This window comes from Hoylesella oralis ATCC 33269, from assembly GCF_000185145.2.
Lineage (GTDB): Bacteria > Bacteroidota > Bacteroidia > Bacteroidales > Bacteroidaceae > Prevotella > Prevotella phocaeensis.
The window spans coordinates 1,749,375-1,764,797 of record NZ_GL833119.1 but is presented as its reverse complement, the minus strand read 5'-3'; the positions used below and the strand labels follow the sequence as shown (position 1 = coordinate 1,764,797).

Sequence of the window (15,423 nt, the reverse complement as noted above, 5' to 3'; positions counted from 1 at the left end):
TGAGGTGGCCGAAGAACCATCTGATGCCTTCGCTGCTCAGTAGTGAGCGCAGGGGGGCGTCGGGCATGGCGGCTGTTATGAGCCACGACACGAGTATGACGAGCATTTGCACGATGCAGAGGGTTAGGGCTGATAGTGTGAGGATTTTATTCTTCATCGGGTTGCAGGTTGTCGATGTCTAGTATTCGCAGCTGCAGTGCCTTTACGACGAGCCGCGTGGCATTGATTCCGATGCCGCTGTTGCCCTCGGGGAAGAGTTTTTGTATGAGTTCGTTCTGGCGTTTCTCCAGACTTTTTACGCCGAAGGGCATGCCGCGCAGGTTGGTGATCTGCTCTTTGGTGTAGCCTAAGGCTAAGTGGCGCAGGAATCGCTCGTCGTATTCATCGATCTCGTAGCTTACGAATGCTTCTTGCTGGAGTAGCTGGCTGCTCACGCTGTGCTTGAATCTGTCTACGATTTTCTCTAATATGGGCTGGTTGAATACCATTCGCTTGCCGCTCATCACGCTGGCTACGTCGCCTCGGGTGAGCAGTTCGCCGCTTTTGAGTATGATGCCGTCGCAGCCTGCATCGAGCACGTCTACCCATAATTTCTCGTTGAGTATTTCGCCGGTGAATATCAATACTTTTACGTGGGGGTAGGTTTCTTTGGTGTGGCGGCATATTTCTACCCCGACGGTGGTGGAGCCGCCCAAGCCGAGATCGAGCAAAACGAGTTCGGGCAGTTCTTGCTTGATGAGTTTCCAGTATGCCTGTTCGTTTTCTGCGGTTCCTATAATCCGCGCTTCGGGGATGTCGTTACGGAAGATGCCTACTGTTCCTTTCAGTTCTAAAGGCACGTCTTCTACGATTATAACTTTAAAGTTTTCCATATTCGTTTGGTTAAAAATATTTCTATGATTATTCTTCCTTGGCGGTCGATGGCTTGAATGCCGCAGCCGCGTGCGTTGGTGGCTTCGCCTATTTCTCTGACAATTTGTCGGCATAGCAGGTAGTTCATGTCGACGGTATTGGGTGTGAAGAGGTTGGCCAATTGTTCTTCCGACAGTGCGAGGCCGGTCATATTGACATTCAGGCATATGTAAACATCGCCTTTGTCTACGGCTTCGCAGGTTATTTTTTGCTCGCCGTTCAGTCGCTGCAGTATTTCGAAGAGATATTTCACCATGTCGTTATCTACTGTTTTTCCGATGTCGATCTGTCGCATGGCCTGTGCGCTCAGTATGGCATATAGTTCTTTGTAATATTCGGCCAGCTCGCCGATGCTTTGCAAGTTGGCATCGCCCCCGTCTACGAGCAGGCGGATGCGCGATGGATAGTACATGGTTTCGTGCTTCAGGGTGGAGAGGCAATTGTCGAGCACACTGTTGCTGATATGCAGTTTGTCGTTTTCGTAGTTCAGGCGGTGCAGTTCGTCTTCGGCAAGTTCTATGTTTGCATGATAAATATTATCGGCACGAATGCTCTGGGCCAGTGCTTGCTTGATCTGTCCTACAACGGAGTATAAGGGTGCCGAGTGGGTATTGAATACCGACATGCGCGCATCCCACAGCTGATTGATACGCTCGAGTTTCTTTTCGGCAGGAAGAGCGGTCAGCAACACTGCGTTTATATCGTTGATGCGGTCTACACAGAAACGGTAGTTCACCCTGTATCTGTAGTACAACAGATAGTAGGCGGGGAATATAAACAGCAGCAGGAGTATCAGCAGGATGATGGCCACGTTTTTATTGCTTTCTGACTTCTGCATGACGCGTACGTACTCGCCGAGGTTGGTGTCGGCACTGCACTCACGGAAGAGCCGCGTGTAGACCTTGTTGTTAAAGCGGTAGGTATCCCAATTATGCAATGCAAGAGCAGCCACCGCGCTTTCGTTTCGAATGTCGAGGATAATGTTGTAATTGGTTTTTAGTCCGCGATGCAGCCATTTCAGCTCCGCCGGATCTTCTGTACCCGATGATACAGCTGTCATGGTATCAGTACCGTTCGGATACTGTGTCTTATAAAATTCATTTAAACAGCGACGGCAGCTGTCGGCAAAAGCAAGAGTGCGGCTATACGTTCCGTTGATGTTGCTGAAATAGGCGCTGTCGGCAAAGGTGTTGGCACGCCCCAAAAGATCGCTCTTCAATGTCTGATAAGCGATCTTATGAAGACGTTCTTTCTTGCCTTGAGCATTCAAGCCGGACAGGAAAGAGAGACTTATCGCGAAAATAAGAGTAACGGTTCTGGCAATTCCTTTAGGCAATCTGAAGTAAAATCGGCTTCCGATTCCTTTTTTGCTCTCCGCCTCTATCTGGCATACGGAGAATATTTTGCTCATTTTCCGATATTTATCAATAATGCCCTTGCAATTCATCAGGCCGAACCCGTGGCTTCGTTGCTGATTGTCGGCAGACTTATTTTGGCCATTATTCAGTTCTTCGTCGATAATCGGCTTATGATCAAATATATGTTTACTCTGCTCCTCGTCCATCCCGATACCAGTGTCTTGTATGGAAATCTCTACATAGTCTGCGGATGCACAGGCACTGATAACCACTTTTCCCCCTGCGGGTGTGAACTTTCGTGCATTGTCTGCCAAAGTGTTAATCATGAAGAGAGTGAGTGTGCGGTCGGCTTTCACGGTTTCTGTAGCCGGACGCACCTCCAGTTCTACTCCTTTCAGCTGAAATCCCATCCGGCCTCTCTGCACGATATCGAACAATGGCTGCAACGGAAAGCTCTCTATATGCAGGTTGAATTCGCCTTGCCGCATTTGAATCCACTTGGTAAGCACCTCGTTGTATTCATTGATTTTATCGGTTAGTTCGGCAACGTACTGATAACGCTCAGTGCGCACTGTGTCATCTTCACCGGACGCCAACAGTCGGTGTATCTCGTTGAGCATTCGATCAATGAACGGGGTTATGCTCATTACCAACGATATTTTTGCCCGTTGTTCAAGATTTCGCTTCTTGTTATTCAGAATATGCGACTTTACAATCTCGCGCTGCTCGTTTATTTCTTCAAACTGTTCCTTTTCCTTCTCAACATGCTGCTCATTCTGCTGTTTCCATTTATTCAAAGGTTCCAACAAAGACTGCATAGAGAAGCGACGGTTACTTTTCTTACGCATGCTATCGAAAACGAACAGCAAAGCGCTCACTATAACTATCATAAGCACAACACCGATGATCATTATATTGAGTTGCCGAGAAGACTTATCGAGCTGGAGAGCGCGAGCCTCTAACTGGCGATCCTGACGCGTAATTTCCTGCATATCGAGATAAGCATTGCGGTTATAGTCGCTTTTCGCTTTGTCATCAATGGCAGAATAAGCCAACGAGAGTTGTTCGCGGATGGAAGCAACCAAATCGGGAGCACGATTGATGGCTGTATTCTTCTGTAATGCACTTCTTAAACAGAAAATCGCCGACTGATAATCTTTTAATTCCCAATAACATTCTGCAAGTGTTCTGTATGCTCCCGCCGTTTGATAAACGTCTCCATAGCGGGTAAATATTTCCAACGAACGCTGCGCAAGGTTACCGGCCAGCAATGAATCGGGCATATTATCCACGTTGAGAAACTTCATAGCCGGCAGATTTGCTTTAATCAGCCGCTTTCTCGCCGCCGGCGATTGCAGATGCTCGCTTATCGCCTGCATGGAATTGGCCTCCCAATACGGATATCCATATTGCCGAGACAGCAGATAACACCGCATCAGATAGTCGAACTCGGTCTGTTCTTCCTCTTCTTGGGTTCTTGCAGTTATAATGCCTCCCGCACCTACATTGTAGTAATAATTCAGCACTTGAGCCGTATCGGTCACGATCTCTCCGTTGGGATCGATGGAAAGCATGGCCTCTGCCGACGCCTTATCCAGTCCCACGTAGTAGTAATAAGTAGAAGTTACGATATTCAGTTCGGTCTGCGCATATACCAACCGCTTTCTCTGATGCGCATCCAGATATTCTCTTTCTTCATCAATACGCTTCATTCGGCGTACAGCCTGTTCGCGATAGTCGTAAAAGTCGCGATTGCGAGACTCGCGTTGGCACAATCGCATAAACTGCACATCTGCCACCAACAGTTCCACTTGGTTATTGGTAATATTATCAACCCTTTCTAATTGCTGCTTTGCACGCTCGTAATCCATCTTAACGATACTGACAAAAGCCAAATTGTTCAGAGCTTCCGCCATACCTTCGCCATACCTTCCGGAAAGCGCATAAGCTCTTTCGGCATAGACACGTGTACTGTCGAGATTACGATAATGGTAGAAATACGACTTTTCGTTCAGCCCGTCGACCTCCCGACGATTAGGAAGCGAACATGACGTTAATAGGCAAGACACAGTTAAAATAACTTGCCACCCGATAATATGAATACTGCCAAAATAATCTTTTCGCATTTCTAAAAGTGCAGAATTTAGCGATATAAACATGACAAAGATAGGATATTTTTCCTTTTAAGACGAATTATTCACGCACATTTTGTCAATTTTATAAAAATAAGACCTATGTGTATAGGTGCAATTAATATTTTATCATTAATTTTGCATATAATAATATGTAATGTATGACAGATAAAATCAGAATTAAGGATATTGCTCTAAGAGCCGGTGTTTCTGTCGGAACCGTAGACAGAGTGCTACACAACCGGCCGAATGTATCCAAACCTGCAAAAGAAAAGGTTGAACTGGCGCTAAAAGAAATGAACTATCAGCCCAATGTTTATGCCAGTGCGCTTGCTTACAATAAATCGTATACTTTTTACATCATTATGCCCGAACACGACTCTGAAGCATATTGGGAAGAGATAGAAGAAGGCACTCTCAAAGCAATGGAGACCATGCGGGATTTTAATATCGATGTGAAAATACTATATTACGAACGCTTTAACGACAACTCTTTTATAACCGTATCGCAATCGTGCATAGATTCAAATCCCGACGGTGTGGTCATCGTTCCCTCTACTTTGGAGATTACGCGGCAGTTCACCGACATTATGCACGAACGACAGATACCTTTTGTGATGCTCGACTCTTACATGCCAGACTTGAAACCATTATCATTTTACGGGCAAGACTCCTTTGTCAGCGGATATTTTGCTGCGAGAATGCTGATGTTGATTGCCTCTAATGAGAAAGAAATCGTACTGATGAAGCGCATTATGAACGGCAACGTTACAAGCAAACAGCAGGCAAACCGCGAAGTAGGTTTTCGACATTACATGCACGACCACTTTCCTGAAGTGAATATTATCGACTTGGATATGCCCATAGATGGCTCGCGCAAGAAATACGATCATATCCTCGAAGAATTCTTCAACAGCCATCCGCACATACACCATTGCATCACTCTCAGCTCTAAAGCCCATATCGTAGGAGAATTCCTGCTGCGAACAAACAGAAGAGATATTCAGATTATGGGATACGACGTAGTTGCCAAGAATGCAGAATGCCTGCGTCAAGGCAGCATATCTTTTCTGATCGCTCAACATGCATACCAACAAGGTTTCTGCTGCATCGATACTTTATTTAAGGCAATAGTGCTGAAAAAAGTCGTCAATCCGGTAAACTACATGCCTATCGAGCTGCTTTCAAAAGAGAATATAGACTTCTATCGTCGCACACAGCTTTAAGAAGCACGTATGCATATTTAACAACCCATTTGATGATTAGCAACAGAAAAGGGCTCGTAGCCCTAAGTCCACTCATCTTTTTCATTGCACTTTATCTTGTAACTTCTATCATTGCGAGAGATTTTTACAAGGTACCCATTTCTGTTGCATTCCTTTTCGCGAGTATTTTTGCCGTCGCTATATCAGGAAAGCATACATTGTCACGAAGAATTGAAACATTCAGCAAAGGTGCCAGCACACAGAATATGATGCTGATGCTCTGGATATTCGTATTGGCCGGAGCCTTTGCCAACTCTGCAAAAGTTATGGGTAGCATCGATGCAACCGTAAACCTTACGCTCTGCATACTACCGGGCAACATGCTTCTTGCAGGATTGTTTGTTGCAGCATGCTTTATTTCTTTATCCGTCGGAACAAGTGTCGGTACAATCGTTGCCATAGTTCCGATTGCCACAGGCATATCATATTCCACCGGAATAGGCCTGCCTTTGATTACGGCAACCGTAGTCGGAGGGGCTTTCTTTGGCGATAATCTTTCGTTTATATCCGACACTACTGTTGCCGCCACAAGCTCGCAAGGCTGTAAGATGCGCGATAAATTTCGGGTAAACTCATTTATCGTTATACCTGCAGCCCTTATTATTTTGCTAATATATATATACTTAGGATACGGAATGCAACTGCCTGCAACCCTTCCAAGCATAGACTATATAAAGGTACTCCCATACTTCATCGTTCTTATTTCTGCCATCTGTGGCATGAATGTTATGGGTGTATTGACCTTAGGCATATTGTCTACCGGTATTGTCGGCATCGCCGGTCACGAATACGACTTTTACGGATGGCTAAAAGCTATGGGAGACGGTATTCTCAGCATGGGCGAACTTATCATCATTACGATGCTGGCAGGCGGACTGTTAGAGATTATTCGCGAAAACGGAGGTATCGATTATATCATCCAGAAGATGACTTCGCACGTAAAAAGCAAAAGAGGTGCCGAATTATCCATAGGCATTTTAGTAACGTTGGTCGATATTTGTACGGCCAATAATACCGTAGCGATCATTACCGTAGGAGGCATTTCGAAACAGATATGCGATCGCTTTGGCGTGGATAACCGAAAGGCGGCAAGCATCCTCGATACATGTTCATGCTGCATGCAAGGCATCATTCCTTACGGTGCACAAATGCTGATAGCCGCCGGTTTATCCAAGGTTAATCCTATAGAGATATTGCCCTATCTATACTACCCCTTTGCAATAGGCATTGCTATCGTTATGTCTATCGTCTTCCGATACCCCAAAAGGTATAGTTGAAATCAACAAATAGTGAAAGTGATTGCATATGATGGATATTGTAAGACGTAATTTTTTCAGGCTTTTACGCTCGGGTGCTTTCAATGAATACGAAACTTTAGAACCGATGTCTGCCTACAAATGGAGGAGCTTGTTCAACAGCATAAAAATCCAAGACATCGTACCCGTCTTCATCAAAGGGATAAGAAACTATCAATACGACAGCAATACGCTATTGCCGACCGACATTACTGAAGAATTACGTTCTTATGAGTATACCGATAAAACAGAAAAGAAAAACAGCAATGAGAATATTGCTCATTTAAATAATCGTTTCCTCAACCGACGATTAAAAAGAATACATTACAACGAACGTCATGCTATCGACACCTCTATAGAAACGCTGAAACTTCTCGATCTAATTGTTGTAAACGTTAACTGTATACTGAACAAAGGGATATCACTCAAAGAAATCATCAATTTGGGGATATATTTGAGGATAAAAGGCGACAAGGTTGACTTTGTTAAATTAGAAACATGGATTAAACAACTCCATATCCAGCGCATGGCACAATTGGAAGGAAGTGTCCTTATAGTATCTTTCGGTTTCTCCGAAGACGAAATTCCATTCGTACATAATATAGAGAGAGAAGCAAGAAAACTAACGCTGCGAACCCTGAAACCAAATAGCCATATAGCATCTGCAGAATGGCATTTCCGCCAGAGTAAAAGCGGTTTTGTACACAATAACTCATCTGCTTTCAGGCGTACACTAAAGCACAGTTTTCGCTTTTTCACGTATGCTCCCATAGAAACCGCAAGCAGTTTTTTATATAACTTCAGGAAGAGCTTGTCCGAAATCGAAGAATAAGCAATGAAAAACAAACCTATAAACAGTTATAATATTTGTAAAAATATAATATCCTCATAACTGCTTGTTCTTTCTTTTTACTAACTTTGCAAATATGAATAGAATATTTATTTTACTTACAAGTATATTTATCGCCTTATCCTTACAAGCACAAAACGAGTACATCCAGTGTGAAGACACCTGTACTCATATTCATGGAATAGACTTAAGCCATTATCAAGGAAGTGTTTTTTGGGAAACTGTAGGTGATAATAGCAAGATGGCATACGTTTATCTGAAAGCTACGGAGGGAGGCGACAATATAGACAGCAGATACGAAGAAAATATCTATTTGGCACATAAATACGGCTTAAAAGTGGGCTCGTACCATTTTTTCAGGCCAAAAGCAGACTTGAATAAGCAATTGCAAAACTTCATGACACAGTGCCGCCCGGGAGATCAAGACCTCATACCCATGATCGATATAGAAACCAAAAGCGGCCTTAGTACGGAAGAGTTCTGCGATTCTCTTTTCAAGTTTATCAATCTTGTAGAAAAGGCTTACAAACAAAAGCCCTTACTCTACACATTCACAAATTTCTACAACCGCTATCTATCAGGGAAGATCGATCAATATCAAATTATGATTGCACAATATTCGGCACAAGAGCCGGTACTGAACGACGGGCGGGATATAACCATGTGGCAATATACCGGTAAGGGTAGTCTTAATGGTATAAACGGATATGTGGACAAAAGCAGAATGATGGGGCAACATGGGTTACGCGAATTGCGCTTCAGACACCATTAGATAACCAAGAAAAAGAAGCAACCATATTATAATGGGTACGTAAGTAAGAAAAATCTTTCTATATCTTTAAACTTTTAATCATTAAACATTAAGATACCAATGGCTATTATAAAATGTCCCGAATGCGGGCACCAGGTCAGCGACAAAGCACCTGTATGCCCGAACTGCGGAGTTGAAATTGCGGGAAAAACAATTCGATGTCCGCAGTGTGGAGAAATTTATTTTAAGGAAGAGCCGGCATGTCCCAACTGTCATCATACGACTGTTGTCGAACAGAGCACACCTGTACACGCCGTTGAACCTTCTGCTTCTACCACTCCGCAAGAGCCTTTGCGCCCTCTCACGGAAGAAGAAACATCCCCTAAAACAGAAACCACAAGCTCTAACCGTCGCACAATCTTCATCGTATCGTTTGTCATAGCTCTGATCATCTGTGCTACATGCATCTATTTCTATAGCAATGCCAAAGGCAATAAAGAACAAGAAGCGTACGAATATGCTATGAAGAGTCAAGATCCTTTGGTGCTTCAAAGTTTTCTCGACACCTATACGGATGCATCAGAAGCACATCGCGACTCCATACAAGCACATCTTACAGCACTCAACCAGATAGATAAAGATTGGACGAATGCAGTGGTAAGCAATTCCAAAATGGCAATAGAAGATTATTTGGAAAGGCATCCGGATACGCCACATAAAGAGGAAGCATTGCATAAATTAGATTCTATCGATTGGGCAAACGCACAACAAGCCAATACAAAAGACGCTTTTGTATCGTATCTCGAAGACCATCCGAATGGCGAACATGTAGATGATGCTAAAGATGGCATCAAGAACATTAATGCAAAGACCGTGCAGCCGGAAGAGAAACTGATGATCAGCAGCATCTTCAGACAATTTTTCCAAAGCATTAATTCTAAAGACGAAGACGGTCTTACAAATACAGTAAACTCCGTTCTTACATCATTCTTAGGCAAGAGCGATGCTACTAAAAACGATGTCGTCACATTCATGCACAAGATATATAAAGACGATATTGCCAACATGACATGGAGACTTCCGGGGGATTACAAAATAGATAAAAAAGAAATCGGAGATAACGAATACGAATACACAGTATCGTTCTCTGCCGTACAGGAGGTAGAAAAGACAGACAATTCCACATCAAATACGAAATTCCGTATTAAGGCAAAAGTCGATCCCGACGGCAAAATTACCGAATTCAACATGCTGAAAATCTTAGAATAACATCCGAATGGCAGGCTTAAACGTCTGCCATTTTTCGTATAGAATAAAAGTATTCCGCCTTTCCCAAAACACATAAGAAAATACACACAAGGTTTATATGCGCATAAAAGACCGTCTCCTTACCGTAAAAAGGCCATCTCCTTACGATAAAAAGGCCGTCTCCTTACCGTAAAGAGGCCGTCTCCTTACAACAAAGAGGCCATCTCCTCACATTATATAATAACATATTTTACAGCTTGCAGCTTTATGCTTTCAAATTTTATTACTATCTTTGCAGGCAGTTTTTAACAGAATAAAACAAAAAATCAAATAGATAAATTATGAGCAAACAAGTTGAAAAAATCAAAGAATTGATAGCAAAACGCGAGCAAGCTCGTCTCGGTGGCGGCGAAAAAGCCATTGAAAAACAGCACGGGCGTGGCAAATATACTGCCCGCGAGCGTATAGATATGCTTGTAGACAACGGCTCTTTCGAGGAGTACGACATGTTCAAACTACATCGTTGTCATAACTTCGGAATGGAGAAAAAACAATATTTAGGCGATGGCGTTGTAGCCGGAAGTGCCACTATCGATGGCCGTCTCGTCTATGTATATGCACAAGATTTTACCGTAAACGGTGGTTCTCTTTCCGAAACCATGAGTCAGAAGATATGCAAAGTCATGGATATGGCCATGCAAAACGGTGCACCTGTGATATGCATGAACGATTCCGGTGGCGCACGTATCCAAGAAGGAATTTGCGCACTTGCCGGTTACGGCGAGATTTTCGAACGCAACATCCTTGCGAGTGGCGTCATTCCACAAATCTCGGCTATTATGGGACCGTGCGCCGGAGGTGCGGTCTACTCTCCTGCCCTTACCGACTTTATCTTGATGACCGAAGGAACTTCTTACATGTTCCTCACCGGTCCGAAAGTGGTAAAGACTGTAACCGGCGAAGATATAGACTCGGAACATCTCGGCGGTGCATCCGTTCATTCAACCAAGAGCGGCGTTACACATTTCACAGCCAAGAACGATGAAGAAGCTTTAGAACTTATCAAAACATTGCTTAGCTATCTTCCGTCGAACAACACAGAGGAAGCTCCGCGTATAGAATGTACCGATCCGGTTAATCGTACCGAAGACCTGTTGAACGAAATCCTGCCGGATGATCCCAACAAAGCTTATGATATGTACAAAGTTATTGGCGCCATCACCGATAATGGCGAATTCTTTGAGGTTCAACCTAAGTTTGCCAAGAACATTATCACGGGGTTTGCCCGCTTCAATGGCCAGAGTGTTGGGATCGTAGCCAATCAACCTATGGCTTACGCCGGCGTACTTGATACCAATGCATCGCGTAAAGGTGCACGCTTCGTTCGTTTCTGCGATGCCTTCAACATCCCAATTGTTTCTTTGGTTGATGTACCGGGCTTCCTTCCCGGAACAGGACAGGAATACAACGCAGTTATCTTGCATGGTGCACAATTGTTATATGCTTACGGAGAGGCTACAGTGCCCAAAATTACAATCAACATACGCAAGAGCTATGGCGGAAGTCATATCGTTATGGGATGCAAGCAACTGCGATCAGATTTAAACTTTGCATGGCCTACGGCAGAAATTGCAGTAATGGGAGCTTCCGGTGCCGTTGCAGTGTTGTGTGCAAAAGAAGCTAAGACGCGAAAAGAGGCCGGTGAGGATGTCAGAGCTTTCCTTGCAGAAAAAGAAGATGAATATACGGAAATGTTTGCAAATCCCTATCAGGCTGCACAATATGGCTACATAGACGACGTAATAGAACCGCGCAACACCCGTTTCCGTATCTGCAGAGGGTTGGCACAGTTAGCTCATAAGCGCCAGTCATTGCCAGCTAAAAAGCATGGCTGTATTCCTATGTAATATTAAACATCAGATTACATTATTAAAAGTTTGTAATATGGCAAAAGATAAAAACATATTTGCGGCGATTGTACTTGCACTCCACGAATTTAAGGGGAACAATGTACACGATAAAGAGTCTGGCATAATAACGATTAAAGAACGCAACACTTTGTGGAACGCTAAGTTCTTGTCGTTTACAAACAAACCGTAAAAATAGATAACAATACAATGAAAGAATATAAATACACTATCGACGGAAAGGAATATAAAGTCGAAATTGGAGACATTGAAGAGAATGTAGCGAATGTAACTGTAAACGGTGAAGCATTCAAAGTAGAAATGGAAGCAGAGCCTGAGCCCGAAAAGAAAGTGGTTTTAGGTAAACCTGCAGCATCAACAGACCATGAAGAAAAAGTTACATCTTCGGAAAATGTAAACGCAGACAAAGCCGTTAAAGCTCCTCTACCTGGCGTTATTACCGAAATCAAAGTCGGTATTGGAGACGAAGTAAAGAAAGGTGATACCGTTATCGTGTTGGAAGCCATGAAGATGGCCAATAACCTCGAGGCCGAAAGTGACGGCAAAGTAACAGCAATTTGTGTAAAACAGGGTGAAAGTGTTATGGAAGACACGCCACTCATCGTTATCGAATAATGCTCAAGAATATTAAAATAGGCCTTGCCATTACATGAATTTCATGCTATGGCAAGGCTTTTTTCATGCTTTATACGAAATAAACATTTTTACTTATACGTCTCTCGATAACGTTTTCTCTGTTATTATATCACATATAGAGGCACAACCTATCCATATTAATATGATGATATGAACTAAATATATCTATAGCCTATCCTGCATAGTACGACAAGATAATATACCAGTTCATTTTCTTTTACACCTTTTTTACATCTATAAGTCGACTTACTTATACTTTCTATCAACCATATAGCAGTTTACATATTTCACTAAAAAGCGAGAACTATTTTTAAAAATTCCCAAAACGCCCCTCTGTAACTTATGTTTTAAAACCAAAAAGAAGCGCATGTAAAATATTTTTAGTAACTTTGCAAGCAAACCTATAGTGCGTAAATGTGGCGGAATAAAAGTAAAGAAACTGCAATCCACATATTCTCACTAAAGAAAAAATATATTAAACATGGCCAAGAAAATATTATTCATTAACCAAGAGATGACTCCTTATGTACCGGAGACAGAACTGTCTAAGATAGGACGCGATCTTCCTCAAAAAATGCAAGAAAGCGGTTACGAAATCCGTACATTTATGCCTAAATGGGGAAACATTAACGAACGTAGAGGACAACTGCATGAGGTAATTCGCCTTTCGGGAATGAATCTTATTATCGACGACACCGACCATCCGCTGCTCATAAAGGTAGCATCAATCCCTCTGGTACGCCTTCAAGTATACTTCATCGACAATGAAGACTACTTTACCAAGCGCCAGATGACGGAAGATGAAGAAGGGCATGAATATCCAGACAACGGGGAACGAGCTATTTTCTTCGCTCGCGGTGTACTCGAAACGGTAAAAAAACTGCGTTGGTCACCCGATATTATTCATTGTCAGGGCTGGATGGGAGCTGTAGTCCCTCTATATGTCAAAACAGCTTACCACGACGAACCGGCCTTTGCCAATACAAAAGTGATAACATCTTTATTTCAAAAGCAAATAAAAACAAATCTCGGAAAAAACTTCAAGCATTGTCTTGAATATCGTGAGGCCAAGGCTGAATTGCTAAAACACTATAATGAAAAGTTTGATTTCCTTGAACTCGGCAAGCTCGCCATAGACTATAGTGATGGTATTATTGAGGCTGGAAACAATGTAAATGCCGATCTTCTGCATTATGCAAAAGGAAAGAATTTACCAATATTAAAATATTCGGGAGAAGATTATGCAGAGGCATACCCAAATTTTTATAACGATATCTGCCCCGAATAAAAACATTATTTAGTGAGAACAGCATAAAATTAAGATTTAAACATATCTTCTATTTATGAAAATAAGAAACTTCGCAGGCATAGTACTTATTGCCTCGCTTACCTTAACAGCATGTGACGACACGACAAATGAGTTGGGTACGTCTCTGACAGATAAAATGGATCAGTTGAATATATCGACAGACACCTTTGAAGTGTCTACACGTTCAATCATAGCCGACTCCGTTTTGTCGCGTAACACTACAGGTTATTTAGGTCGTGTCCGCGATCCGGAAACCGGCGCCTATATCACAAGCGATTACATGACGCAGTTTCACATATTGGATAATTACCAATTTCCACCCGTAGACAGCATGCTCAGCAAGGAAGGAGGCGAGATTATCGCCGATTCTTGTGAGATAAGACTCTATTATACGAGCTTTTATGGCGACTCGCTCACAGCAATGAAATTAACAGCCTATGAAATGAACAAGCCTATGGAAGAAGGACGTTTATATTATTCGAACTTCGATCCGATGAAAGAAGGTTATGCCTCTTCTGGTAATTTTAATATAGACAAAACCTATACATTGGCTGATTTAAATGTTAGTCCCCAAACCAAGAAAACTTCAGGCTATGTGAATAATATCCGTGTTAGACTTGATAAACCTTATACAGATAGTAACGGCACGACCTATAACAACTATGGAACATATATTATTCGGAAATATTATCAACATCCGGAATATTTTAAAAACTCGTACCAATTTATTCATAATGTTGTTCCGGGATTTTACATTAAGTCTACAAATGGTTTGGGAGCCATGGCGTACGTTTATCTTACCCAACTTAATCTTTATTTTAGATACCTCAATAAAGATACGACAGCAGTGGGTACCACATCGTTTGCAGGCACAGAAGAAGTTCTGCAAACATCAAATATAGTAAACGATGGGAACACAATCAAACGTTTAGCCGCAGATAACACATGCACATATTTAAAGACTCCGGCCGGCATATTTACAGAAATGACACTTCCTATCGACAGTATTATGAAAGGACATACCCGCGATACGATCAATACTGCCAAAGTTACTTTAGAGCGTATCAACAACAGTTCTACAAGCGACTATGCATTGGGCATTCCCCAAACTTTGCTCATGATCCCGAAAGAGAGGATGAATACATTTTTTGAAAAAAACGAGATTGCCGATTTTAAAACCTCATTTATTGCAACTTTCGACAAGAAAACAAATACATATGTATTCAATAATATAGGTTCGCTTATTAAAGATATGGCTACAAACAAAAACTCTTATAAAGAAGAACATTGGGGAAAAGTGGTAATTATCCCTATAACAACTACTTATAACACTTCTTCCGATAATCAGACAAGGACTCTTACAAAAGTTGTCCACGATATGTCTATGGCAAGTACAAGACTTGTAGGAGGAAGTGAAAATAAGTATAACAAGATAAAACTAAGCGTTATCTATAGTAAGTTTAAATAATTAGAAGCTGTATGGCAGACAATTATCTTGAACGTAAACGCAGAGACTATGAGAAAAGAAAGGCTGAATGGTTACAAAAGAAAGGATATCATTCACGCCTTTCTTCAAATATAGAAAAGCCGGAAGACGAAGCTTTATAAGAAAAACACACCGCTCTACCCTACTCGCAAAGTAAGTATTCGTATGTACATAGACAGTAAAAGTATTCTCAAAAAATCTTTATTCGAACATTTTATATCTAAGCTTAAATATATGTTAATTACTTTGTTCC

At 42.2% G+C, this 15,423-nt stretch carries 13 protein-coding genes; 11 read left to right on the top strand and 2 right to left on the bottom strand.

The window, feature by feature from the left end:
• Positions 1-146 precede the first annotated feature (146 nt).
• Together HMPREF0663_RS09765 and HMPREF0663_RS09760 are read right to left on the bottom strand one after the other, a co-directional pair.
• The gene (locus tag HMPREF0663_RS09765) at positions 147-872 is read right to left on the bottom strand and encodes a DUF5932 domain-containing protein (protein WP_004370337.1); all 726 of its coding nucleotides are present in this window, start codon (positions 870-872) and stop codon (positions 147-149) included.
• Positions 851-4,429, bottom strand: a complete 3,579-nt coding sequence (locus HMPREF0663_RS09760; RefSeq protein WP_004370336.1) for a sensor histidine kinase — start codon at positions 4,427-4,429, stop codon at positions 851-853. Before HMPREF0663_RS09760 ends, HMPREF0663_RS09765 begins: the two co-directional genes overlap by 22 nt.
• A gap of 134 nt (positions 4,430-4,563) precedes the next feature.
• Between HMPREF0663_RS09760 and HMPREF0663_RS09755 the strand changes: the two genes are divergently transcribed.
• The 11 genes from HMPREF0663_RS09755 to HMPREF0663_RS09705 all read left to right on the top strand — a co-directional run bounded on the left by HMPREF0663_RS09755 (position 4,564) and on the right by HMPREF0663_RS09705 (position 15,292).
• On the top strand, positions 4,564-5,628 hold the full coding sequence (locus HMPREF0663_RS09755; protein WP_004370335.1) for a LacI family DNA-binding transcriptional regulator: 1,065 nt from the start codon (positions 4,564-4,566) through the stop codon (positions 5,626-5,628).
• A 32-nt stretch (positions 5,629-5,660) separates the two neighbouring features.
• Positions 5,661-6,944 (top strand): Na+/H+ antiporter NhaC family protein, encoded by a 1,284-nt coding sequence (locus tag HMPREF0663_RS09750; protein ID WP_004370334.1) that lies wholly within the window; start codon positions 5,661-5,663, stop codon positions 6,942-6,944.
• 28 nt (positions 6,945-6,972) lie between these two features.
• Positions 6,973-7,794 (top strand): hypothetical protein, encoded by an 822-nt coding sequence (locus HMPREF0663_RS09745; RefSeq protein WP_004370333.1) that lies wholly within the window; start codon positions 6,973-6,975, stop codon positions 7,792-7,794.
• Positions 7,795-7,888: 94 nt separating this feature from the next.
• Positions 7,889-8,584, top strand: a complete 696-nt coding sequence (locus tag HMPREF0663_RS09740) for a glycoside hydrolase family 25 protein (RefSeq protein ID WP_004370332.1) — start codon at positions 7,889-7,891, stop codon at positions 8,582-8,584.
• 99 nt (positions 8,585-8,683) lie between these two features.
• Entirely contained in the window at positions 8,684-9,832 is a 1,149-nt protein-coding gene (locus HMPREF0663_RS09735; RefSeq protein ID WP_004370330.1) for a zinc ribbon domain-containing protein, read from the top strand.
• Between the two features lie 320 nt (positions 9,833-10,152).
• The gene (locus HMPREF0663_RS09730; RefSeq protein WP_004370328.1) at positions 10,153-11,718 is read left to right on the top strand and encodes an acyl-CoA carboxylase subunit beta; all 1,566 of its coding nucleotides are present in this window, start codon (positions 10,153-10,155) and stop codon (positions 11,716-11,718) included.
• A 37-nt stretch (positions 11,719-11,755) separates the two neighbouring features.
• Positions 11,756-11,911, top strand: a complete 156-nt coding sequence (locus HMPREF0663_RS12090) for a hypothetical protein (protein WP_016665146.1) — start codon at positions 11,756-11,758, stop codon at positions 11,909-11,911.
• 17 nt (positions 11,912-11,928) lie between these two features.
• Positions 11,929-12,354, top strand: coding sequence for a biotin/lipoyl-containing protein (locus HMPREF0663_RS09720; protein WP_004370324.1), 426 nt, complete (start codon positions 11,929-11,931; stop codon positions 12,352-12,354).
• A 502-nt stretch (positions 12,355-12,856) separates the two neighbouring features.
• Positions 12,857-13,663 carry a glycogen/starch synthase gene (locus HMPREF0663_RS09715; RefSeq protein WP_004370318.1) on the top strand — a complete coding sequence of 269 codons (807 nt, stop codon included), beginning with the start codon at positions 12,857-12,859 and terminating at the stop codon, positions 13,661-13,663.
• A 55-nt stretch (positions 13,664-13,718) separates the two neighbouring features.
• Positions 13,719-15,152 carry a DUF4270 domain-containing protein gene (locus HMPREF0663_RS09710; RefSeq protein WP_004370316.1) on the top strand — a complete coding sequence of 478 codons (1,434 nt, stop codon included), beginning with the start codon at positions 13,719-13,721 and terminating at the stop codon, positions 15,150-15,152.
• Between the two features lie 11 nt (positions 15,153-15,163).
• Positions 15,164-15,292: a hypothetical protein gene (locus HMPREF0663_RS09705; protein ID WP_004370315.1), complete on the top strand. Its 129-nt coding sequence runs from the start codon at positions 15,164-15,166 to the stop codon at positions 15,290-15,292.
• The last annotated feature ends 131 nt before the right edge of the window (positions 15,293-15,423 follow it).

Bases quoted from the DNA above. Each gene is read 5' to 3' on its own strand.
- HMPREF0663_RS09765 (WP_004370337.1), bottom strand. From the start codon at position 872: ATGGAAAACTTTAAAGTTATAATCGTAGAAGACGTGCCTTTAGAACTG.
- HMPREF0663_RS09760 (WP_004370336.1), bottom strand. From the start codon at position 4,429: ATGTTTATATCGCTAAATTCTGCACTTTTAGAAATGCGAAAAGATTAT.
- HMPREF0663_RS09755 (WP_004370335.1), top strand. From the start codon at position 4,564: ATGACAGATAAAATCAGAATTAAGGATATTGCTCTAAGAGCCGGTGTT.
- HMPREF0663_RS09750 (WP_004370334.1), top strand. From the start codon at position 5,661: ATGATTAGCAACAGAAAAGGGCTCGTAGCCCTAAGTCCACTCATCTTT.
- HMPREF0663_RS09745 (WP_004370333.1), top strand. From the start codon at position 6,973: ATGATGGATATTGTAAGACGTAATTTTTTCAGGCTTTTACGCTCGGGT.
- HMPREF0663_RS09740 (WP_004370332.1), top strand. From the start codon at position 7,889: ATGAATAGAATATTTATTTTACTTACAAGTATATTTATCGCCTTATCC.
- HMPREF0663_RS09735 (WP_004370330.1), top strand. From the start codon at position 8,684: ATGGCTATTATAAAATGTCCCGAATGCGGGCACCAGGTCAGCGACAAA.
- HMPREF0663_RS09730 (WP_004370328.1), top strand. From the start codon at position 10,153: ATGAGCAAACAAGTTGAAAAAATCAAAGAATTGATAGCAAAACGCGAG.
- HMPREF0663_RS12090 (WP_016665146.1), top strand. From the start codon at position 11,756: ATGGCAAAAGATAAAAACATATTTGCGGCGATTGTACTTGCACTCCAC.
- HMPREF0663_RS09720 (WP_004370324.1), top strand. From the start codon at position 11,929: ATGAAAGAATATAAATACACTATCGACGGAAAGGAATATAAAGTCGAA.
- HMPREF0663_RS09715 (WP_004370318.1), top strand. From the start codon at position 12,857: ATGGCCAAGAAAATATTATTCATTAACCAAGAGATGACTCCTTATGTA.
- HMPREF0663_RS09710 (WP_004370316.1), top strand. From the start codon at position 13,719: ATGAAAATAAGAAACTTCGCAGGCATAGTACTTATTGCCTCGCTTACC.
- HMPREF0663_RS09705 (WP_004370315.1), top strand. From the start codon at position 15,164: ATGGCAGACAATTATCTTGAACGTAAACGCAGAGACTATGAGAAAAGA.